The sequence below is a fragment of the Phaeodactylibacter sp. genome (genome assembly GCF_040219495.1).
Lineage (GTDB): Bacteria > Bacteroidota > Bacteroidia > Chitinophagales > Saprospiraceae > Phaeodactylibacter.
Map to the genome: position 1 here is coordinate 88,749 of NZ_JAVJSK010000009.1, position 19,773 is coordinate 108,521.

Consider the following 19,773-nt stretch of genomic DNA (forward strand, 5'->3'; position numbering starts at 1 on the left):
GGCTTGATGCAGAGCTGGTGAAAAAGGCAATCCAGGGACGCACAAAATTTACGTTAATAAACTCTAATATAAGACAAATATAAAAAATGGCTATGCCTAAATAAATAGGGATAGCCATCTTTTCAGAAGGGGGGTAAATATTTTAGAAAGTTACTGCGGCACTATACCACCACAGCCCTTATTCCAATTTTTCTTTTTACCCTTTTTACCACCGACGATCTTTTTCATGTCCTCTTTTTTGATCGACTTGAGTTCCTTCTTAATGTCCTCGAGGTTCTTTTTTGATCTTCCCATAGTAAATTAGATTTTCTGCACAGACTCTTAATACCAAAAGCATTACAGCTACCTATGCATCCGTAAAAGTAAAAAAACAATCCAATGCACCGAAGCATTGTAACCGCAAGCTTGATATATTTATATCTTACATAAACGGTATTTCTATGTGACTGTTCTTCACACCATTTGGATCAGGTGCTTATGCGTTTGTAAATCGTAAAGTGTTTTGTGTAGATTTGTTCTAGGGAATTCAAGATAACAATATAAGGTTTTCTGCAATTGCTGAATGTAACAGACTTATGCTGCAAAAAACATAATTGCTAAGAGTATTTGCTCAAATATAACTCAACCTGTCACTCATACTCCCATCAGAACAAGCCCGATGGGGTTCCAGGTAACGATATGTAAGAAACGATGCCAATAGGAGATACTAAAGCCCCTCCTGCAACCTTTTCATTCTTTCCATGAAAGCGGGTCGGCGGCGTCGGGATACTTCTATCTGAATGTCATCATCCATGACGAGGTACCCTCCGTCTCCTTTGACGAACTTCCGCATAAAGTTTAGGTTGATCACGTGGCGTTTGTGGACTCGGTAGAAATTGAAGGGTGCCAACAAATCTTCGTAGGCCTTTATGGTTTTAGAAGCTGTTATGCGGTCTCCATTCTTTAGAAAAATATGAGTATAATTATCTTCTGCTTCAAACCGGACGATGTCCGCGATATTCACAAAGTAAATACCATCCAGAGCAGAAATGCTCATCTTAGTGAAAGCGTTCGGATTATTATAGTAGCTGTTGAATAAGTCCAGCCGTTTTTCTACTTCTGAATTTTGCCGGAGGTTGATGCGTGCCACCGCTTCTTTTAAAGCATCAGGGTCAATAGGCTTAAGAATATAGCCAATAGAGCTATATTGACAAGCTTTAACCGCGTACTCCTCGTAAGCTGTTACAAAGATTACTTCAAAATCGATAGGTCGAATCCGGTTCAGCATCTGAAAAACAAGACCATCCGGAAGGCTGATGTCGAGAAAAGCCACATCCGGCACCTCTTCATCCAACAGCGCAATCCCCTCCTCTATCGTACCTGCATCTCCAATTATATTAACCTGTGGGCAATGCTCCTTGAGCAGATTCTTCAGGTTATTGAGCCCTTTGGCTTCATCTTCAACAATTATGGCTTTGAACAAGGCTATCTTAATTTTAGCAGTTAAGGCACTAACAGCCACAAATTCCCTACCAAATATACAATATTTTTCGGTTAATTGGCACGCCCCTTCAAAAATAGTGGTACGTCAAGCCGAGGAATAAGTAGACTGAAACAGGAATATTCGAAATTCACTGCGGCAAATATAAATTAAAAATAATACAATATAAAAGATTTCAACCACCCCTTTTCTACTCAAAGCGAGCTATTTGCAGATAGCTAAGAAAATGCGTAGCGCTGACTTCCCCCTTCCGGGCATATGGCCTGCTCCTGAAAAGCGGCCGCCCGGGCTGAGACTATGTTTGGAGGTTGCCCCTATTGCACACAGGGGCTTATGAACCCCGTAATGCGGCGGGCAGGCTATGCTGCCACCTTAGATTTCCATAACGAATCCGCTCCAAACATACTCTTAGAGCGTGTTGGGATTTTGGTCTTCTAGTCGAAAACTAGCAATTTTTTGGTTAGACGAGACCCGAAAACTGGAGTTTAGCCTAAGCTAAATGAGGATTTTCGGGGCGAAGTATAAGCGAAAAAGTGCAGTTTACAGACCGATTACTAAAGTCCCAACACGCTCTTAGTCTGTGCGCACGCTTCTAAAATCAGATTTTCCCAACGGATGGGGCATCCCTGGTTTCTGAAATCTCTCAAGAAATCCTAATTTGCCGGAAAGCATCAATGCGGAGACTATGCAGCATTCTGATTCATCAAGACTAAAGCATAAAATTCATGAAATTATATTTGAGGCAGATACGCCCGAAGGCAAGGCGTTTGATGTTATTTTGCTCCTGCTCATTGCCGCCAGTGTCCTGACCGTCACGCTGGAAAGCGTGGAGCATCTACAGCAGCGGTACGCGACTGTGTTCACAATTGTAGAGTGGATCTTTACGGTTTTCTTCACCCTTGAGTATTTGCTCCGCCTGTACTGTGTGCTTCGCCCAATGAAGTATGCCACCAGCTTTTTCGGTATCGTCGACCTGCTCGCGATACTGCCGTCCTACCTGGCGCTGTTCCTGCCTACCGCTCAGTACTTTCTTATCATCCGCGCCTTCCGGCTGATCCGGATTTTCCGGATTTTCAAGATGGCGCACTTTATTAATGAAGGGGATATTATCATACAAGCCCTGCGGGCGAGCCGGGCCAAGATCACGGTATTCCTCACTTTTGTATCCCTGCTCGTGATTATTATTGGCGCAATCATGTATTTGATTGAGGGAGGAACTAATGATGGCTTTTCCAGCATTCCACGCAGTATATACTGGTCTATCGTCACCCTTACTACCGTAGGCTACGGCGATATAACGCCACTGACAGGTTTGGGGCAGTTCATTTCGGCCATTGTCATGATTTTGGGTTACGCAATCATCGCGGTGCCTACCGGAATCGTATCCGCAGAGTTTGTCAGAGAATACAGAAATAACAAAGCCACTACTCAGGCCTGCCGGTACTGTGGCAAGGAAGGGCACGATCATGATGCTATTCATTGTAAATACTGTGGCGAAGTGCTTAACCTCTAAAACTCACCGGACAACCAGTACCGGAATATGAAATTCGAAATTCAACAATTGTATAGCTGTGCTGCCCAGCAGCATAGCAGGGAGGTTACTCCGCCCTTTTGACCCGATAACGACCCAGTCCTTATTTTTTTGTATTGCAAAGTCATAAACGGCCTGTGCGGTGGTTCGGTCCTCGCTGTAAGTGAAAACACACGGCACTTCCTGTAAATCTTCCGGAAGGCTGCGCCGGAAACGCCGGTGTTGCGCTTCCGCTTCCTCCTTCATAGACTTTCGGAACCCCTGCACAGGGATAAAGGGAAAATAATGCATGGGAATGATGTACACGTGCTGATTGGTAAGGACCCCATCTACCGCTTTGGCAATACGGTGCCCGACCATCATCGCCCGCTTAGAAGCCTGGGAAAAATCTATAGGCACCACGATACGGCTAACAACATGAGGCGCTGTTTCCGGCACGCTGAGCAGGTCAGATCTAAGCGTCGTTTGCCGAAGCACTTTCTCAGCGACCTGCCCCGAGCCTTTGTAAGACAACTTCTTGCCTAGAACGATCAGGTCCACACTTTCGGCATTGGCTATCTTCACGATCTCCTGAGCGGTTGAGCTGCCTTCGGTCACCATTACCTCCCAGTCTACGTCCGGGGCAGACTGACTAGTATCATCCAAAAAATGGGTCTCTATCTGTTCCTCAAGCTCCTCTCCGATTAGCTCTGAGAGCGGGCTCTCCAGCTCTTCCATCAGTACTTCCAGTTCTTCGGGATAATCAAACCGGATGTTGTGCTGGAAATACACTTTTTCTATGCCGGGGAGGGTGTTGCACAAAAAACGTGCATACCTCAACAGGACCTGATCCATATCGGTCAAATCCAGGCCAAAGACCATTGATTTATAGGCAACCATAGGCTATTCCACTTTATTTTTTTTCTGCCTTTTGGCAATGAGTTCTGATAAAACCTTCTGGTAGGACGCCCGCTCCTTTTGCTGCTTTTGCTGTTGCAAGTCATCGTATTCCTGTACTAGTCCTTTATACAGGCTGTAGCACATAACAAACAACAGTAGCGTAAAGGGCAGCCCAAGGAGGTAGCGAGTCATTTGTAAAGTACGATTCATAAAAACTAGTGTTTAATTAAAAAGAAACATAGACCTGACAGGCTCCGAAGAGCACTGTTTTTCTTAACTTAAAAGAATAAATTGCTTAATTTTAGCACAAAAGCCTAAAATAAATGACAAAAAAACACATTACATCGTACATAATATTCACATTATTTTTTTTCACAGGGATCTACGGCCAGGAAAAAACGCCAAATACAGATAGCCTGTCGGCTATTCGTGTCGGCGTGAAGGTATCGCCTCCTTTTTTGTTCAAAAAAGATACAGATCAGCTGAAGGGTATTAGTGCATGGCTCTGGGAGCAGATTGCCTCAGAAATGGGCCGGTCCTTTGATTATCAAGAGCTTAGCCTAAGTGAAGTTCTTCGTCAACTGCAGTCAAAAGACCTAGACATTGCCATTAACCCTCTGACCGTAACGAGCGACCGGATTGAGCGTATCGGGTTCACTCAGCCGTTCTTTGTTTCCTCTTCTGCCATCGCGACCCGGAGCAGCAGCAGCTGGGAAAGTGCCGCTGCCTTTGTGAAAAAATTCTTCTCTGCCAACTTCATCAAAGCCATTTTTGTGCTTTTTATAGTCATTTTTATATTCGGCTTCATTGCGTGGCTTTTTGAGCGCAAGGCCAACCCGGATGAGTTCCCTGATGGCTGGGCCGGCATGTGGGAAGGCATTTGGTGGTCGGCCGTAACGATGACTACGGTGGGCTATGGCGATAAGTCGCCTCGTTCGCTCGGTGGAAGGGTCGTCGCTCTCGTGTGGATGTTTACCGCCATCATTATTATTTCAAGCCTTACGGCAAGTATTGCGTCTTCCCTTACGGTCAATCAGCTGAGCAGCGATATTGAGAGCCTGCAGGAGCTCCGGCAATACGAGGTGGGGTCAGTTGCTTCCTCGGCCAGCCTTCAGTTTTTGGAAGACAACTATGTGCCGGCTCAGCCTTATCAAAATATTCAGGAAGGATTGGATGCACTGGAGGAAGGTGAAATAGATGCTTTTGTGTACGATGAGCCCATCCTGAGGTACGAAATCCTAAGCAGCAACCGCAAAGCATTGCAGGTCCTCCCCTATCGGTTCAACACGCAGTACTATAGCTTTGGCTTGCCCAAAGGCAGCCCGCTGGCTGATCAGATCAACCCCATTATGCTGCGCATCCTGGAGAGCAGCCGCTGGCAGGCTATTCTTTCGGAGTACGACTTGAAGGAGAAGTAGTCCTGGCCCGGACATTCCCCCTGCTTCTCTTTCTTGTTGCGCTAACATTCAGGTGCAGGGCGTGTTATGCAAATAAACATTGCCTATGCGCTACCTGCCCTTGCTTTTTATGACCGCACTCCTATACGGGTGCAAAATCAGTGATTACGCTTCTGATTCCATGCCTGTGGAACACCGGATTTGGGATAGCCTGCTCCAAAAACACGTTACCGAAGACGGGCTGGTCAACTACGAAGGCTTCATAGCGGACAGTGCCCGGCTTAATGATTACCTGGATGTGCTGCGGCAAAACCACCCCAACGACAAACACTGGTCGCGGGACGAACAGCTCGCTTACTGGATCAATGCCTATAACGCATTCACGGTCAAACTGGTGGCCGACCATTACCCGGTGGAGAGCATTAAAGACATCAAGAATGGCATCCCTTTCGTTAATACCGTCTGGGACATCAAGTTTATAGAAATAGAGGGGCGTACCTACGACTTAAACAACATCGAACATGGGATCATCCGCCCCGGGTTTGAAGAGCCCCGCATCCACTTTGCGGTCAATTGTGCCGCTATTTCCTGCCCTAAGCTCAGTAACCGGGCTTACATGCCCGGGCAGCTCGATGCGCAGCTGACACAAGCCGCAAAAGATTTCCTTGCCCAGGAAAGCAAAAACCAGTTAAGCCCCAATTCAGTCCGCCTATCGAAAATCTACACCTGGTACGGAGGGGACTTCAAAACCAACGGGCAGACCATAATTGGCTACATCAATCAGTATGCCCCCATCGAAATCAATGAAGATGCAGAGATTTCTTACCTGGAGTACAACTGGAGCCTGAACGCACAGTAGCTGTTATTGCTGCAGCCGGGCAAGGCCAGCTTTAGCTTTTTGGTGCAACCCCACGCGGTACTCTTCGGGCCTTAGGCTGAGGCAACGCTCATAAGCCTGGCGCGCCTGGGTCCGTTCGTCCAGCTCTTCGTAGATCACGCCCATCTGTAAAGCTGCGTTGCAAGCATAAAACCAGGGAGAGTCGGCTCCTTTATCCAGCGTCAGCTGATAATGGCGCAGCGCCTCTTCATATTGCTCCATCCCGTGCAACAGCCGCCCCAACCGGTAGTAGTATTCCAGCTCATGGGCACTTTTGAAATTAGCGGCCTGCTGCACGGCCAGCAGCTGGTAACCTTTCTGAAAATAGCCTCCGTCAAAGAGCAAGCGTGCCCGGAGCAGGTCCAGGTTAGGCACAATACCGGCGGTAGCCTCCTGCTGCGCGTTTTTGTCTCCGCCGGCTACAGCGTCCCCGTGCGCAATACAATTCAGCATATGGCGCTTATACCCCTCCTGATTGCCGTTGATGAGAGCCTGCCAGCCTAGTTTCTGGTACGTTTCTTTGATGAAATTCCTGCCGTTGTACGCTTTGAGGTACTGCTGAAAGTACGGGGCAGCGTCCGAATCCAGCCTCCTTAGTTTGGCCAGCCCCAGCATATAATCCAAATAAGGGAAATTGAAATACACACCGTTTTTGGGATGGAGCTGCAGGACTTCAATCGCCTGATCGTTACGCCCGGTCCGCATAGCAACGTGGGCCAGAACAAAACAGTGCAGCGGGCTCTGACGAGGTGACAACCCGGCTTTGTTGACTGCTTTCCAAGCTGCATCCCCCTTGTTTTCCAGGTGCAGCAGCAGCATGGCGTAGAGCACTTTGGTCTCTTTTTCGAAGACGAAATCATGCGACTTGGCATATTCCAGCACCGCTTCCACCTCGCGCCGCCCTTCTTCAATCGTACCTTCAAGGCCGCCCAACAGCTTAATGCCCCATTTGTAACTGTCCGGAATAGTACCGACCATAGCATGTAGGATGCCCAGGTCCTTCTTGTTGGGCATGAAATCGGGGTACAGGGCTTCATTTTCCCTAAGAAGCTTGTAAGCCTTGCTTACTTCCGTAAAAGCGCCAATGTAGTCTTCAAACCGCAAGCGGACCAATGCCCACTGCAAGCGGATATCGGCCTGAACGAAGCGGTAGTAGGGAGAGTTGGGGTCGCCGTTGTTCGCGATGGTCTCCAGCCGGCGGTCCCTTTTGGCTTTCAGTACTTTGTAATCCTCCTCGTTTTCGTTGATGTACAGTTTGAAGAAGTCGATGTAGTTTTCAATATGGTGGACGATAAGATTGTCCGGTTCCTGCAAACGGACTTTGGCCAGGAGGGCATAAGCCTCACCAAAGCGCAGGTCGGTCGCCTTTTCGTAGGCGGTTCTGGCGTCAACGGTAAAATGGAAATACTTACCTGCTACGAGGCACACAGGAGCAAACAGGATTAGCGAAGCGAAAAGGAAAGTCCGGAGGGCGTACATATCACTTGGTTTGGGCACAAAGATAATAAACCAGTGCTTTGTCAAGTATGGAAAGCAGAGTAAGGTGTCAGCAGGTTTTTGTCCAAATCAAAGCCTGTCCCGCTGAATAGGGGGAGCGGTGGTTCGCGATTAACTTCGGAAAGGGCCCCCTTTAGTCCCCTTCTCTCGTGGAGCGATATGAGCTGTTCGCTAACGTAGAGCTGGGCAAAAAAGCTGCCACAGATTACCCGTTATTTCATACTTGACAAAGCACCAGGAAGCCCCGACAGCACATTACAGGCTTATCAGGGCTTCTTTAACAGGTGATTGGAGCAAACAGGGCTATGCAGCCTCCGTCTCTCCGGTTACTTCAGCAGCAATGGTATCATCTACCAATACGCGGCTGCAGTGCTCACAGGCAATGATTTTCTTCTGCATAGCAATCTCCAGCTGTAGCTGCGGCGGGATCATGTTGAAACAGCCACCACAGGCGTTACGCTCCACAGTGACCACCGCCATTCCGTTGCGGTAATTGGTGCGGGTGCGGTCATAAGCGCGCAGCAGGCGATCTTCAATTTTCTTGCGCCACTTCTCCGCTTCCTTGCGCAGCTTCTGCTCTTCTTTTTCGGTCTTCTTGATGATCTCCTCGAGCTCTACCTTTTTGGTAGCGAGATCCTTAGACTTACGATCCAGGCGCTCCTGATTGGCCTCCAGGGTTTCCGCTTTACGCTCTTTGTCTTTTTCTACACCGCGGATTTTCTTCTCAGAAAGCTGAATCTCCAGATTCTGCATTTCCAGCTCCTTCATCAGGGCATCGTATTCGCGGTTATTCTTTACGTTATCGAGCTGTGTATTGTAACGCTCAATTAAAGCCTCCGCCTCCTTGATATTCGCGCCGTGCTTGGAAATTTCCGAATCAAAGTCGGCAATTTGCTCATTGAGCCGGTTGATCCGGGTTTCCAGACCAGCAATCTCGTCCTCCAGGTCGCTTACCTCAATAGGCAGCTCCCCCTTCAGGATTTCAATCTCGTCAATCTTGGAGTCAATGGTTTGGAGTTCGAATAAGTTTTTCAGTTTCTCCGCAACAGTGGGTTCTCCTGCCATTATTGTATATTGATTTAATAGTGATCAGATGGAATTGTAGCCTTTTATACTACAAGTAATGAACGGGATTCGTTGTGACTTCCGTGCAATAAGCGGCAAAATTACTAAATTTCTGAGAAATAATCTCCTGCAACAGCTGTATTGTAAACTGCTCGCTTTCATAATGCCCGATATCGGCAATCACGATTTGCCCGTCTGCATCAAAAAATTCGTGGTATTTGTAGTCCGCAGTTATGAAAATATCCGCCCCCTGCCCCTTTGCAGCACCGAGCAGGAAACCGCCTGCTCCACCGCAAACCGCCACAGTCCTGACGGGCTGCCCGAGCAGAGCCGTATGCCGTATGACGCTGACATCCATTGCTTTTTTCAGGTGCTTCAGGAAAGCGTCTTCTTTCATGGGCTTTTCCAGGCGCCCGATCATTCCGGAACCCACCAGCGGGCTTTTATTTTCAATAGCCATCACTTCGTAAGGCAGCTGCTGCTCCGGCACACTGTCGCGGAGTGCCCGAAGCACAGCCGGCTGTTGGCCCGTAGCGAAAAAGACCTCCAGCTTGACCTCCGCTACCGTCTGCCCGCGCTGCGTACCTACACCCAAAGAAGCATAACTCAGCGCTTCTTCCTGACTGAGCGTGCCGGCTCCGGCGGCGAAGAGCGCCTTGCGGACGGTATCGCTATAGGCCGGCGGTACGTATACGCTCAGCTTTTTCATTACCCCAGCCGGTGCCAAAATCCGGGTATCCTGTAGCTTCAGCTTCTCCGCTATACGGGTATTGACGCCCTGATAGTAAACGCTGTCCAGATTGGTGTGTATAGCATATATGGCGATATCGTGCCGGATGGCTTGTATGACCACCCGCTCCACGTAGTTGCGGCCGGTGAGGCTTTTCAACCCTTTGAAGACAATGGGATGGTGGGCCACGATCAGGTTACAGCCCTTTTCGATGGCTTCCGCCACAATGGCCTCGGTAGAATCCAGGCAACAGAGCACTCCTTTTACTTCTGCGCTGTCATCTCCCGTAATCAGTCCGGCATTATCGTACCCGGCCTGATAGACCGGCGGTGCAATTTGTTCCAGGTGTTGTATGACGTCACGGATCTGCATTAGGATTGATTTCTGATTTTCGCCTCGATAGAGGTCGTGGAATAACCGTTAATATAAGATAAGACACGGACTTCTCCGCCATGTTCGAGCACGGTGCCGGCTCCAACAATTTCCTCAATCGTATAATCCCCTCCTTTCACGAGCACATCAGGCAGGAGCAGATCGATCAGGGCCGCCGGGGTGTCCTCCTCAAAAGGCACCACCAGGTCTACAAATTGCAGGGAGGCCATTTGCCAAAGGCGGGTAGCTTCATCATTGATGGGCCGGTTTGGGCCTTTGAGCCGTCGGACGGAGGCCGCTGCGTTGAGCCCGATGATGAGCGCATCGCCCAGCTCCCGGGCTTGCGCCAGGTAGTGAATATGCCCGTAGTGCAGCAAATCGAAACAACCGTTGGTAAAAACGACCTTCCGGCCTTGTTCCCGCCACAATTGCCGTTTGGCCTTTGCCTGTGCCCGGTCTGCTATCTTGGCTTTGATGTCCTCAATCATAAGTTATGCGTTGGCTGTGACTACCCGCTCCGGGCCATTGCCGGGCTGATAGTTGCGGTTGAGAATGGGCAGGAAGACCAGGGCGAAAATACCAACCAGCACATTACAGCCCAACTGTATAGAAAAGAAAGCGATGTTGGCCCAGGAAAAGCCGTCTTCTCCACTTATACCATACATGGTCAGTGCCGTCTGTGCCAGAAAATGATAGGTGCCCATACCACCGGGGGAAGGGATGACCACGCCCCAGCCACCAAAAACGAATACCGTAAGCCCTGCAATAGCCGGTAATCCGGCAGTAGGCGCAAAGGCAAAGAAGCAGAGGTAGGTCATCAGATAGTACATGAACCAGATGTTCACACTGTGGAAAAAGAACCACCAGGGGTTTTCAAGCTGACGTACCGTCTGCAGCCCTTCCCAAAAGCCGAGCGCCAGTGCCCGTACTTTTTTGTAAATCGCAGTGCGGGACAACGGCTTGCGCAGAAGGTACAGGAGCCCAAGGCCCAAAATGCCCACCCCGGCCGCGACGGCCATCAGGTTGCCCAGATTGGCCAGCTTGCCCAGGTCGGCCTTCTCATTTACAAACTGCCAGATGGTGTCGAACTCCAGCAAAAAAGCAAGGCCCGTGACCAGCAGAATGCTGATGACGTCAATGATACGGTCCACAACGATAGTGCCCATCACCTTTTCCAGAGGGATTTTCTCGTACTGTGCTAATGAAGCCCCTCTCACCACTTCCCCCATCCGGGGCAGGCCCAGGTTGGCAAAGTAACCCAGCACAGTGGTCAGAAAAGCATTGACAAACCGGGGCGTATACCCCATCGGCCGGATGAGCATGCTCCACCGGATTGCCCGGCTCACATTGCTCACCATGAAGGCGACCAGCACCATGAGCACCCAGAAGTAATTGGCTTCCTGAAAGTCGGTAACTACTTTTTGAAACAAACTGCAGTCTTCAGCGGAGATGCCTTTGAGGGCACATTCTTCCTGATACGCTGCATTTTGGCTTCGGTACACCAGGAAAAGAATCCCCAGCCCCAGGCCCAAAAACAACAGGAATTTCAGAATATTGATGAGTGTCTTTTTCAAAGGTCACTTGATTGATATTGCGCGCAAAGATAGGTGACAGTGGCTAAACCGCAAAGCGCCGGCCACCAGTGAAAAACATACTGAAGCTCAACATTTTAGAGCGCTCCGGGTTTTATGGCAAAAAAAGATTGAACCCCGGGAAGCTACACCCGAAAATCTGCCCCTTTACTGGCTTTTGGCCCACACCGGGGCGGTTAAGGCCCTTCGTTGAATTTGTTGGGCCGGTTAGCATCATTGAAGTCAGCCCTTACTATCCTAACCGGCTCAACAAGAAGCACGATCTGGCAATTTAACCTTCCTTTACGAATAATTTCTTGCTGAAAAGCAGTAAATTACGGTAATTTGCGGCGCATTATTGAAACAAGCATATCGTACCAATGACCAAAAGAGTAATTCCTGTAGTCGACCTGTCTCAATTCACTCAGGGGGATGCGGGCTCCCGCAAGGCTTTCGTAGCTGAACTGGGCCAGGCTTTCCACGAAATCGGTTTCGTCGGTGTCACCGGCCACGGTATATCCGAAAAACTGATCACTGATTTTTACAACGCTTCTAATGCCTTTTTTTCACTCCCTAAGGAAGTGAAAAAACAGTACGAAATAGCAGGCATGGCCGGGCAGCGAGGCTACACTTCTTTTGGTAAGGAGCACGCCAAGCAATCCAAAGTGGCCGACCTGAAAGAGTTCTTCCAAATTGGCCAGGAGGTACCCGACGACGACCCGCGCAAAGCGGAATACCCGGATAATGTGCACGTTGCAGAAATTGCAGCATTCACCAACCTCGGGCTGGAATTATACCGGGCCTTCGAAAAGGCAGGTGCCGAATTACTGAAAGCCATCGCCATCCACCTAGAGCTCCCGGAAGACTACTTTGAGCAGCACATCGAAAAGGGCAACAGCATTCTGCGGGCGATCCATTACCCGCCTATCACACAAGAGCCCGACTCTGCCATCCGGGCAGAACAGCACGAAGACATCAACCTGATCACCTTACTCGTTGGGGCATCAGCGGGTGGATTGCAACTGCTGAATAAAGACGGCGAGTGGCTGCCCATCATGCCGGAGGAGAACGAGATCGTGATCAATGTAGGGGACATGCTGCAGCGCCTGACCAACAACTACCTCAAGTCGACGACCCACCGTGTGGTGAACCCACCGCGTGAAGAATGGCACTTGCCCCGGCTTTCTATTCCGTTTTTCCTGCACCCGAAGTCAGAAATGGACCTCAGTGCACTGGAAAAGTGCATCACAACCGACAACCCACTGCACTACAAACCTATTACCGCCGGCGAATACCTGGACGAACGGCTGCGCGAGATTGGGCTAAAAAAATAAGGGCTGCAGAAAATCAACGCCCCTGATTTTGCTTTCAAGTGACTTCGGGACGGGCTCTTCAAAAGTCTTAAGAGAAATTCGGAAGTAATTTTTCAAGTCGTCCTAAAATACATTACTTTCACTAAACTTAAACCTCTTATTACGGTCTGATGACTAAAAGCAGGTTGATAAGGACAGCATAATGCTGTAATTTTGTACCAATTAAAACTGATCATTATGGAAACTATATTGTTGTTCAACTTCTTCGGTCCGGAAATGCTCGTCGTGCTTTTTGCGATTCTGTTGCTTTTCGGCGGTAAGAAGATCCCTGAACTGATGCGCGGCATCGGCAAGGGCATTCGGGAGTTCAACACCGCACGCTCTTCGCTCGAAAGCGAGCTCAAGGATGGCATGGATGCGGCTGAACGCAGAGAAGCTGAGAAAAAAGAAAACAGTAACGCATAAAATCCACGGCTTCGTGGCTAAGAGCATGTTTGGAGCTCGTTACTATTCCAAATCAACGCTTTATGAACCCCGCAGAAATGCGGGCAAGCTCTGACTTCCTCACTAAATTTTTATTTAGCCCGCTAAACTCGAATTTAGTGCCTTTGTCAGAACCATAAATCCTTGATTTTTATGACGAAACCGCTCCAAACAAGCTCTAAACAGAAAAAGCCATCCGGAAACATTCCCGGATGGCTTTTTTCATGCAGTGGCACTGGTGATGCTTATTTTCTGCCAAACAGCCCTCCCAGCATTTTCATGCCGATGCTCGCTACGTCATCCACTACACTACCATCGCCATCGCTGTCCAAAAACTTCATGGCCATATCGATAGCGGGATTGTCTGAATTTGCACGCTCTGCTGAAACGGTTCCGGACAGCAGGGAAGCGATCCCTGCAATATCCAGGCCTTGCTCCTTCTTGGTTTTGCCTAAAGCGCCCATCACGACCGGTGCCAGCATCGTCATCAGGCTACCCGTTTTATCGGAGTCCAGCCCACTCAGCTTGCTGATCATTTCTACCGCACCACCCTGCTTATTGCCCAGGACGTGGTTCAGGATGCCAGAGCCATTGAGCATCCGGGTGTCCTGAGACTGGGCTTGCTGACCGCTCAGCATCCCCACTACATCGTTCAGGATACTGCCGTCGTGGTCGCGCTCCAGCGCGTTATTCAGCGCTTGTGCGCCCTCTGTAGATTCTGCGTTTTTAGCCAGTGCGCCCATCAGCGTATTCACAATGCCAGAGGCTGCTGCGGCGGTACTTTCTTTATTGGCACCTCCGATTTGCTGGCTCAGTTGTTCAATCATTCCCTCGGAAAGAGAACCTTGCAGGAGGTTCATTAAGTTAGCTTCCATATTGTTTTTTATGGTTGATTATGGTGATAAGAGCTTATTTGGATTTTAAACTTTGGGCTGCTCTTGCCAAATTCCGTCCTGCTCTTCGGTCACGTAGCTAAGGCTATGTGATTCAAGATTGGGCCCCTTTAATGCCATTCTTGAATGTCTCACGCCTCGGTCAGAACAAAATTTGGCTACGTTCACTTCAAAAGCAAAATCCCAACAAGCTCTAAATTACAGATTGTTTTTCGGGTAGCAAAGCTTTCTGTCTGCCCGAAACAGCCTTTTGTAGACGTGTTTTCCCCGGCTGGTCACATCAACTATCAGCTGATTGGGCTGTTTCTTCAAAAAAGAGTGTGTTGGGACTTTAGCGATCGGTCTGTAAACTGCTGGTTTTCGACTAGAAGACCAGAGTCCCAACACACTCTAAAACCTTTCCGATTCATGATGTGGAACGATCTAAAAGCAGTAATGGCTTGGTTTCGCGGCGAGCAGGAGCCTGACACACCGGATATGGACCGGGGGGTATCCAGCCTCATGCGGCTTGTCGCAGCCAACACCATGGCCAACATACGCAAAGCTCAGGAACAAGCCAATGATCTTCCCTACGCTTCGGATGAATTGGATCAGGCCCTCCCCACTTCAACATCCGCTACCAAAGCACCGGAACGCCCGCATCCCTTTACGGAAAAAGACAGCATGGCGCACCTGGGAGGCAACGCCTCTGCCCGCAGAGATGAACAAGAACCGCCACAGGGCGCCTGAACACAATAGCCCCTACGCTGACTTGCCACTCACCACTACTACTATTTCGCCCTTTACTTTTGCCTGTTCGCCATAGTAAGCGATGAGCTCGTGCAGCGGGGCCGTCCTAATCTCTTCGTGCATTTTGGTCAGTTCGCGGGCCACGCAGGCCAGGCGGTCTGCGCCGCAACACGCGGCCAATTGCTGCAAGCATTTGACCAGCCGGTATGGTGATTCGTACAATACAAAAGTAACCGGCAGCTCCGCCAGGTAACTTAACCGCGTCTGACGGCCCTTTTTGTGAGGCAGAAACCCCTCGAAGTGAAATTTGTCGCAGGGTATACCCGAAGCAACAAGAGCAGGGACGAAAGCCGTAGCGCCTGGCAGGCATTCTACCTTTACGCCCTCCTGTACGCAGGCGCGCGACAGCAGAAAGCCAGGGTCAGAAATTCCGGGCATGCCTGCATCCGAAATCAGCGCCATGCGGGTACCACCTTTCAGCTGTTCCAGCAGGCCTTCGGTAATTTTATGCTCATTGTGCGCGTGGTAAGCCCGCAGAGGCGTGGTAATATCGTAATGGTCCAGTAGCTTCCTGGACGTACGGGTATCTTCAGCGAGGATAAAATCCACCTCTTTTAGCAGGCGCAGGGCCCGGAGTGTGATGTCTTCCAGATTGCCTATAGGCGTAGGAATGAGATGGAGCATATGAATTCAGTTCAGTGAAAATATCAAATGGCAATAGTGCTCTGTAAAGTATCAAATGAAGAGTGTAGTCAGGTCACTAAGCGACGAGTGCTTAGAGCGTGTTGTGTTTAGATAGCCCAGCGATTTTTTCTTTAGCCAAAGCCTGCCCCGCAGCATTGCGGGATTCCCGACCTTAGAGGCGCTAAGGCTGGCGGTTCTTCAACGCCGGATCAAGGAAAAAGCGCTCCTAGAAAACCAACCGTTATTGATTGCTCGTCGCTAAGCATTGGAAGACTTCGGAGAAGTCACACATCTTTAACCTTGGCAACACCACAGGAGATCGACTTCGGAGAAGTCGCATGTTACCCCCAGCCGGAAGAGATGCACCTTATGCTCATCTCTGGAAACCCAGCTTTTCATAAGACTTGACAAAGCACTCGTGGAGTATCTCGGAAGTGACTAAACGTAAAAGTTCAGCAAACCCAAGGCTTCCAAGCGTAAAATACGCCGCGTCATTTCGGACTAGCCGCACTAGTGCTTTGTAAAATGCCGAACGGCAGAAAAAACAACATACAGCACAACGACTGCTGAAAAAGCCACCTCCTGTGTCAGGATGAGCAACAGCAGCGCAATGCCTGCAAAAATAAATTTTATCTCGTTGCCAGCCCACGTCAATGATTTGAACTTGAGCGCAAACATGGGAATTTCGCTCACCAACAGATAAGACTGCAGCGCGATTAGCGCATACAGCACGATTGGGCTGCGCACAACCCACTCCCCCATACCGTAGCTGTCTAAAGCGTAGATCAGCATCAGGCCCGTCACAAACATGGTACTCGAAGGCGTGGGCAAACCGATAAACCCCTCCGTCTGACGGGTGTCGAGATTGAATTTAGCCAGCCGCATACCAGAAAATGCCGAAAGGACAAAACCGGGCACCGCTGCATACACCAAAGCTCCTGTACCCTCCTGTTCCAGCGCAATCAGCAGCAACTGATAGTAAATCGCACCGGGCACAACTCCAAAAGATACCACATCAGCGATAGAGTCCAGCTCTTTCCCTAATTCTGAATGAACGCCCAGCAGCCTTGCCACGAGACCGTCCGCATAATCGGCAGCCACAGCAGCCACGATAAAGCCAAAGCCCGTCACATACTGTCCGTACAGTATACTCACCAATGCGCAGCAACCAAAAACCAGGTTGAGCAGGGTAATAGCGTTTGGAATATGCTTTTTGACCATGATGGCGCGAAGGTACGAAAAGCCGGGGGTTCAGGAAAGTAGCCGACTAAGAGAGCGGGTTGGGACTTTAATTTTATTTAGTAACTTACCGTTGAATCACGTCCGACGCTATGAAAACGACAACCTACCTCTTTCTTATGGCGGTGTGCCTGCTGTCCGTTCAGTGGGCATTGGCTCAGCCCGCCAACGACGACTGTGCCAATGCATTCCTGATTACGGAGCCTGTCAATTGGTGCTCCTCAGAGGGTCAGTTCACGACTTCTGAAGCTACCGGAGACGCCACTTTCACCCCTTCCTGCTACGAGGCAACAAGTGATATTTGGTTTACCTTTACGGCTATAGCCCCCTCACTCAGCGTCTCTGTGTTGGGCGGTTTCTTATCCAATCAGTTAAGCCAGCCACAGGTCACCCTCTACACCGGCACCTGTGAGGGCCTCAGTGAGGTGACTTGTCAGGCCGGCACCGGGCTTTCCCTACAGGTGATTGAGAATGAGCTGGAGCTGGGGCAAACCTATTACCTTCAGGTCCAAGGCCTCACTGTTGGCAACCTGTCCCTGTGCATCAATAACTACTCCGGTGAGATCGGAGCGGTTTCTGACTGCCCCGATGCGGCTATCCTGTGCAATCAGGACCCCTTTGTCATACCACAGGTGCTGAGCGGTGGCAATGACCCCAGTGAAGCCGACGATGCCGGATGCCTCAACATAGCAGGCCTGCCGGTGGAGACCTTTTCCACCTGGTTTGTCTGGACGGCAGCGGAAGACGGCAGCCTTACCTTTTCCCTCACGCCCATCAATGCCACAGACGATCTGGACTTTGTGCTGTACGAATTCCCTAATGGCCCGGGGGATTGCTCCGGAAAGACCGTGCTGCGCTGCATGGCCTCCTCTTGTTTTGGCCCTACAGGCCTGAACGAAAGCGCACTGGACATTTCGGAGCCCCCCGGTTGCGGCCCCGGGCAAGACAACTTCCTGTCCGAAATCCAAATGGAAGCTGGTGTGACCTATGGGCTGATGGTCAACAATTTCTCCCAGACCACCATTGGTTTTGAAGTAGCGTTTGGAGGTACCGGTTCTTTCTTCGGGGGAGAGGAGCGCCTGGCTGCTGAGGCACAGGAAGTCTGCCAGGACAGCCTGTTGTCCTTCACGGGGCTAAACCCGCCGGGCAGTGCCACCGTTGTGGACTGGCAGTGGGCGTTTGGCTCAGGTGCAACACCGGCTTTTGCGGCGGGCCCCGGGCCGCATGAGGTGGCGTTCAGTAGTGCGGGCACTCAGTTCGTACTCCTGCGAGCCACGACCGAACAAGGCTGCACCTCCACTGAAATCCTGCCCATAGAAGTGCTTTGCTGTGCCGATCATTTCAGTATCGTGCCGACTATTGCCCGGCCCTCCTGCGCAGGCGAGGCAGATGGCTCAATCGCGCTCCAACTGGAAAGCCCCTACGGCCCGCCATTCTTCATCACCTGGGAAGATGGCACCGATAGCAACCCAAAGGAAGAGCTGGCGGCAGGCCTGTACAGCGTTACGATATCTGACACCTCAGAATGCCATACTGTCCGCATCTTTGAAATCCCTCAGGCGCAGCCCTTTGAAATGGACACCCTCCTGAACCTGCCCAGCTGTGATGCCGGCATGGACGGCAGCATCACACTCCATGTTTCCGGTAGCGCTCCGCCTTTCATGTTTGCCTGGAATGGACTGCCCTTCTCTTCCGTCAATACCCTTGACAACCTTACGGCAGGGCTGTACACCGTTGCTATACAGGATAGTCAGGGTTGTACAGACACCCTGGAAATTGACCTGCAAGAGCTGGAACTCGTTTTGGACCCGCAGGTGACCAGCATCACCGCACCTTCCTGCTTTGATTTTCCTGACGGCCAGATCGCTATCGCTATCGCCAATGGCTTACCGCCTTACCAATTCGATTTTAATGACGGCAACGGCTACGTGGCATCAAGCGCACTCAGTGAGCTCTCGGCCGGCACCTACACGATAGCAGTCCTCGATGCTAACCTGTGCGAGGGCCAGTTTGTCATTGAACTGGAAGCCCCTCTTCCTCTGGAAGCAAACCTTCAACCCACGACCATCTCCTGCTATGGAGCAGCAGATGGCGAACTGATCCCCACACCCAGCGGAGGCACCCCACCCTACAGCTTTGAATGGGAAGACAACAGTAGTATAGCCGAACGTACCGACCTGCCTCCGGGCACCTACGCCCTCACCGTCACCGATGTGAATGGCTGCCTGGCCAATACGGCCTACGAAATGGCAGTGCCCGCGCCCGTAGAAGCCGATGTTGACTCCCTGGCAGGGCCCCTCTGTTTTGGCGACCTCAATGGTTTCCTTGCGGTAAGCGCAACCGGCGGACAGCCACCGTTCACTTATCAGATTGACGGTCTGCCTCTACAGTCCGATCCGGTTTTTACGAGTCTGGCGGCGGGCAGTTATGTTATCACAATCAGCGACAGCCGCAACTGCACCACAAGCATTAGTGGCAGCCTGCCTGCTCCGGAAGCCTTGTCCCTCGCCATTCAGGCACCGCCACCCATTGTACTGGGCGACAGCGGGCAACTTACCGTAATTACCAATGCGGTTGATCCGGTGTACGACTGGGCCCCTCCGGTCTTTTTGTCCTGTACAGATTGCGCCTCACCGGAGGTAGTACAACCCACTGCATCCACCTATTATACCTTAAGCGTAACCGATGAAGCAGGCTGCCGTACAACCGATTCAGTATTTTCAGAGGTCTTTTTAACCTATCCGGCTTATTTACCCAACGCTTTTTCGCCCAACGACGACGGTATCAATGACACCTGGCAGCCCTACGGTGGCCCTGCACTGGAACGCTGGCTGCAATTACTGGTTTTTGACCGCTGGGGAGGCCTGATTTTCGAAGCACAAAATCCGAATAGCCAAAATGCCGTTTTAGAATGGGACGGCAGGGCTGAAAACCAGCCTGTGCCTATCGGTGTATATACGTGTATTATTGATGGTCAATTTATTGATGGTACGGTCCGGCAATTCCAGACTGACCTCCTGCTTACCCGTTAAC

The 19,773-nt window shown here is 50.4% G+C and carries 20 protein-coding genes; 8 read left to right on the forward strand and 12 right to left on the reverse strand.

Annotated features, from left to right (window positions below; genetic code table 11):
* Positions 1-150 precede the first annotated feature (150 nt).
* A complete protein-coding gene (locus RIC19_RS01440) occupies positions 151-294 on the reverse strand; it encodes a hypothetical protein (RefSeq protein WP_350176082.1) in 144 nt (47 codons plus the stop codon).
* Positions 295-706: 412 nt separating this feature from the next.
* Positions 707-1,462, reverse strand: coding sequence for a LytR/AlgR family response regulator transcription factor (locus RIC19_RS01445; RefSeq protein ID WP_350176084.1), 756 nt, complete (start codon positions 1,460-1,462; stop codon positions 707-709).
* Between the two features lie 703 nt (positions 1,463-2,165).
* Here RIC19_RS01445 and RIC19_RS01450 point away from each other — a divergent pair.
* Positions 2,166-2,993, forward strand: a complete 828-nt coding sequence (locus RIC19_RS01450) for an ion transporter (RefSeq protein WP_350176086.1) — start codon at positions 2,166-2,168, stop codon at positions 2,991-2,993.
* A 3-nt stretch (positions 2,994-2,996) separates the two neighbouring features.
* Here the strand turns inward: RIC19_RS01450 and RIC19_RS01455 are convergent, their stop codons facing one another.
* Together RIC19_RS01455 and RIC19_RS01460 are read right to left on the reverse strand one after the other, a co-directional pair.
* A complete protein-coding gene (locus RIC19_RS01455; RefSeq protein WP_350176088.1) occupies positions 2,997-3,890 on the reverse strand; it encodes a universal stress protein in 894 nt (297 codons plus the stop codon).
* A gap of 3 nt (positions 3,891-3,893) precedes the next feature.
* Positions 3,894-4,100, reverse strand: coding sequence for a hypothetical protein (locus RIC19_RS01460; protein ID WP_350176090.1), 207 nt, complete (start codon positions 4,098-4,100; stop codon positions 3,894-3,896).
* A gap of 113 nt (positions 4,101-4,213) precedes the next feature.
* On the opposite strand from RIC19_RS01460, the gene RIC19_RS01465 reads away from it, so the two are divergent.
* Both RIC19_RS01465 and RIC19_RS01470 read left to right on the forward strand, forming a co-directional pair.
* Positions 4,214-5,308: a transporter substrate-binding domain-containing protein gene (locus RIC19_RS01465; RefSeq protein ID WP_350176092.1), complete on the forward strand. Its 1,095-nt coding sequence runs from the start codon at positions 4,214-4,216 to the stop codon at positions 5,306-5,308.
* A gap of 85 nt (positions 5,309-5,393) precedes the next feature.
* The gene (locus RIC19_RS01470) at positions 5,394-6,146 is read left to right on the forward strand and encodes a DUF547 domain-containing protein (RefSeq protein WP_350176094.1); all 753 of its coding nucleotides are present in this window, start codon (positions 5,394-5,396) and stop codon (positions 6,144-6,146) included.
* A 3-nt stretch (positions 6,147-6,149) separates the two neighbouring features.
* Here RIC19_RS01470 and RIC19_RS01475 read toward each other — a convergent pair whose 3' ends face one another.
* The 5 genes from RIC19_RS01475 to RIC19_RS01495 all read right to left on the reverse strand — a co-directional run bounded on the left by RIC19_RS01475 (position 6,150) and on the right by RIC19_RS01495 (position 11,402).
* The gene (locus tag RIC19_RS01475; protein WP_350176096.1) at positions 6,150-7,643 is read right to left on the reverse strand and encodes a tetratricopeptide repeat protein; all 1,494 of its coding nucleotides are present in this window, start codon (positions 7,641-7,643) and stop codon (positions 6,150-6,152) included.
* 321 nt (positions 7,644-7,964) lie between these two features.
* Positions 7,965-8,726 (reverse strand): zinc ribbon domain-containing protein, encoded by a 762-nt coding sequence (locus RIC19_RS01480; RefSeq protein WP_350176098.1) that lies wholly within the window; start codon positions 8,724-8,726, stop codon positions 7,965-7,967.
* A gap of 49 nt (positions 8,727-8,775) precedes the next feature.
* Positions 8,776-9,828, reverse strand: coding sequence for a Nif3-like dinuclear metal center hexameric protein (locus tag RIC19_RS01485; protein WP_350176100.1), 1,053 nt, complete (start codon positions 9,826-9,828; stop codon positions 8,776-8,778).
* The gene (rfaE2, locus tag RIC19_RS01490; protein ID WP_350176102.1) at positions 9,828-10,316 is read right to left on the reverse strand and encodes a D-glycero-beta-D-manno-heptose 1-phosphate adenylyltransferase; all 489 of its coding nucleotides are present in this window, start codon (positions 10,314-10,316) and stop codon (positions 9,828-9,830) included. Before rfaE2 ends, RIC19_RS01485 begins: the two co-directional genes overlap by 1 nt.
* Positions 10,317-10,319: 3 nt before the next feature.
* Positions 10,320-11,402: a lysylphosphatidylglycerol synthase transmembrane domain-containing protein gene (locus RIC19_RS01495; RefSeq protein WP_350176104.1), complete on the reverse strand. Its 1,083-nt coding sequence runs from the start codon at positions 11,400-11,402 to the stop codon at positions 10,320-10,322.
* A 68-nt stretch (positions 11,403-11,470) separates the two neighbouring features.
* Here RIC19_RS01495 and RIC19_RS01500 point away from each other — a divergent pair, with 68 nt between their 5' ends.
* The 3 genes from RIC19_RS01500 to RIC19_RS01510 all read left to right on the forward strand — a co-directional run bounded on the left by RIC19_RS01500 (position 11,471) and on the right by RIC19_RS01510 (position 13,177).
* Positions 11,471-11,695, forward strand: a complete 225-nt coding sequence (locus RIC19_RS01500; RefSeq protein ID WP_350176106.1) for a hypothetical protein — start codon at positions 11,471-11,473, stop codon at positions 11,693-11,695.
* A gap of 84 nt (positions 11,696-11,779) precedes the next feature.
* Positions 11,780-12,733, forward strand: coding sequence for an isopenicillin N synthase family dioxygenase (locus RIC19_RS01505; RefSeq protein ID WP_350176108.1), 954 nt, complete (start codon positions 11,780-11,782; stop codon positions 12,731-12,733).
* Positions 12,734-12,949: 216 nt separating this feature from the next.
* Positions 12,950-13,177: a Sec-independent protein translocase subunit TatA/TatB gene (locus RIC19_RS01510; RefSeq protein ID WP_350176110.1), complete on the forward strand. Its 228-nt coding sequence runs from the start codon at positions 12,950-12,952 to the stop codon at positions 13,175-13,177.
* A gap of 263 nt (positions 13,178-13,440) precedes the next feature.
* On the opposite strand, the gene RIC19_RS01515 is transcribed toward RIC19_RS01510, so the two are convergent.
* The gene (locus RIC19_RS01515; protein WP_350176112.1) at positions 13,441-14,070 is read right to left on the reverse strand and encodes a DUF937 domain-containing protein; all 630 of its coding nucleotides are present in this window, start codon (positions 14,068-14,070) and stop codon (positions 13,441-13,443) included.
* A gap of 426 nt (positions 14,071-14,496) precedes the next feature.
* Between RIC19_RS01515 and RIC19_RS01520 the strand changes: the two genes are divergently transcribed.
* Positions 14,497-14,817, forward strand: a complete 321-nt coding sequence (locus tag RIC19_RS01520) for a hypothetical protein (RefSeq protein ID WP_350176114.1) — start codon at positions 14,497-14,499, stop codon at positions 14,815-14,817.
* Between the two features lie 12 nt (positions 14,818-14,829).
* Here RIC19_RS01520 and rsmI read toward each other — a convergent pair whose 3' ends face one another.
* Together rsmI and RIC19_RS01530 are read right to left on the reverse strand one after the other, a co-directional pair.
* Entirely contained in the window at positions 14,830-15,507 is a 678-nt protein-coding gene (gene rsmI / locus RIC19_RS01525) for a 16S rRNA (cytidine(1402)-2'-O)-methyltransferase (protein ID WP_350176229.1), read from the reverse strand.
* Between the two features lie 504 nt (positions 15,508-16,011).
* Positions 16,012-16,722: a CDP-alcohol phosphatidyltransferase family protein gene (locus tag RIC19_RS01530; protein ID WP_350176116.1), complete on the reverse strand. Its 711-nt coding sequence runs from the start codon at positions 16,720-16,722 to the stop codon at positions 16,012-16,014.
* 110 nt (positions 16,723-16,832) lie between these two features.
* On the opposite strand from RIC19_RS01530, the gene RIC19_RS01535 reads away from it, so the two are divergent.
* Positions 16,833-19,772 carry a T9SS type B sorting domain-containing protein gene (locus RIC19_RS01535; RefSeq protein ID WP_350176118.1) on the forward strand — a complete coding sequence of 980 codons (2,940 nt, stop codon included), beginning with the start codon at positions 16,833-16,835 and terminating at the stop codon, positions 19,770-19,772.
* Position 19,773 lies beyond the last annotated feature (1 nt).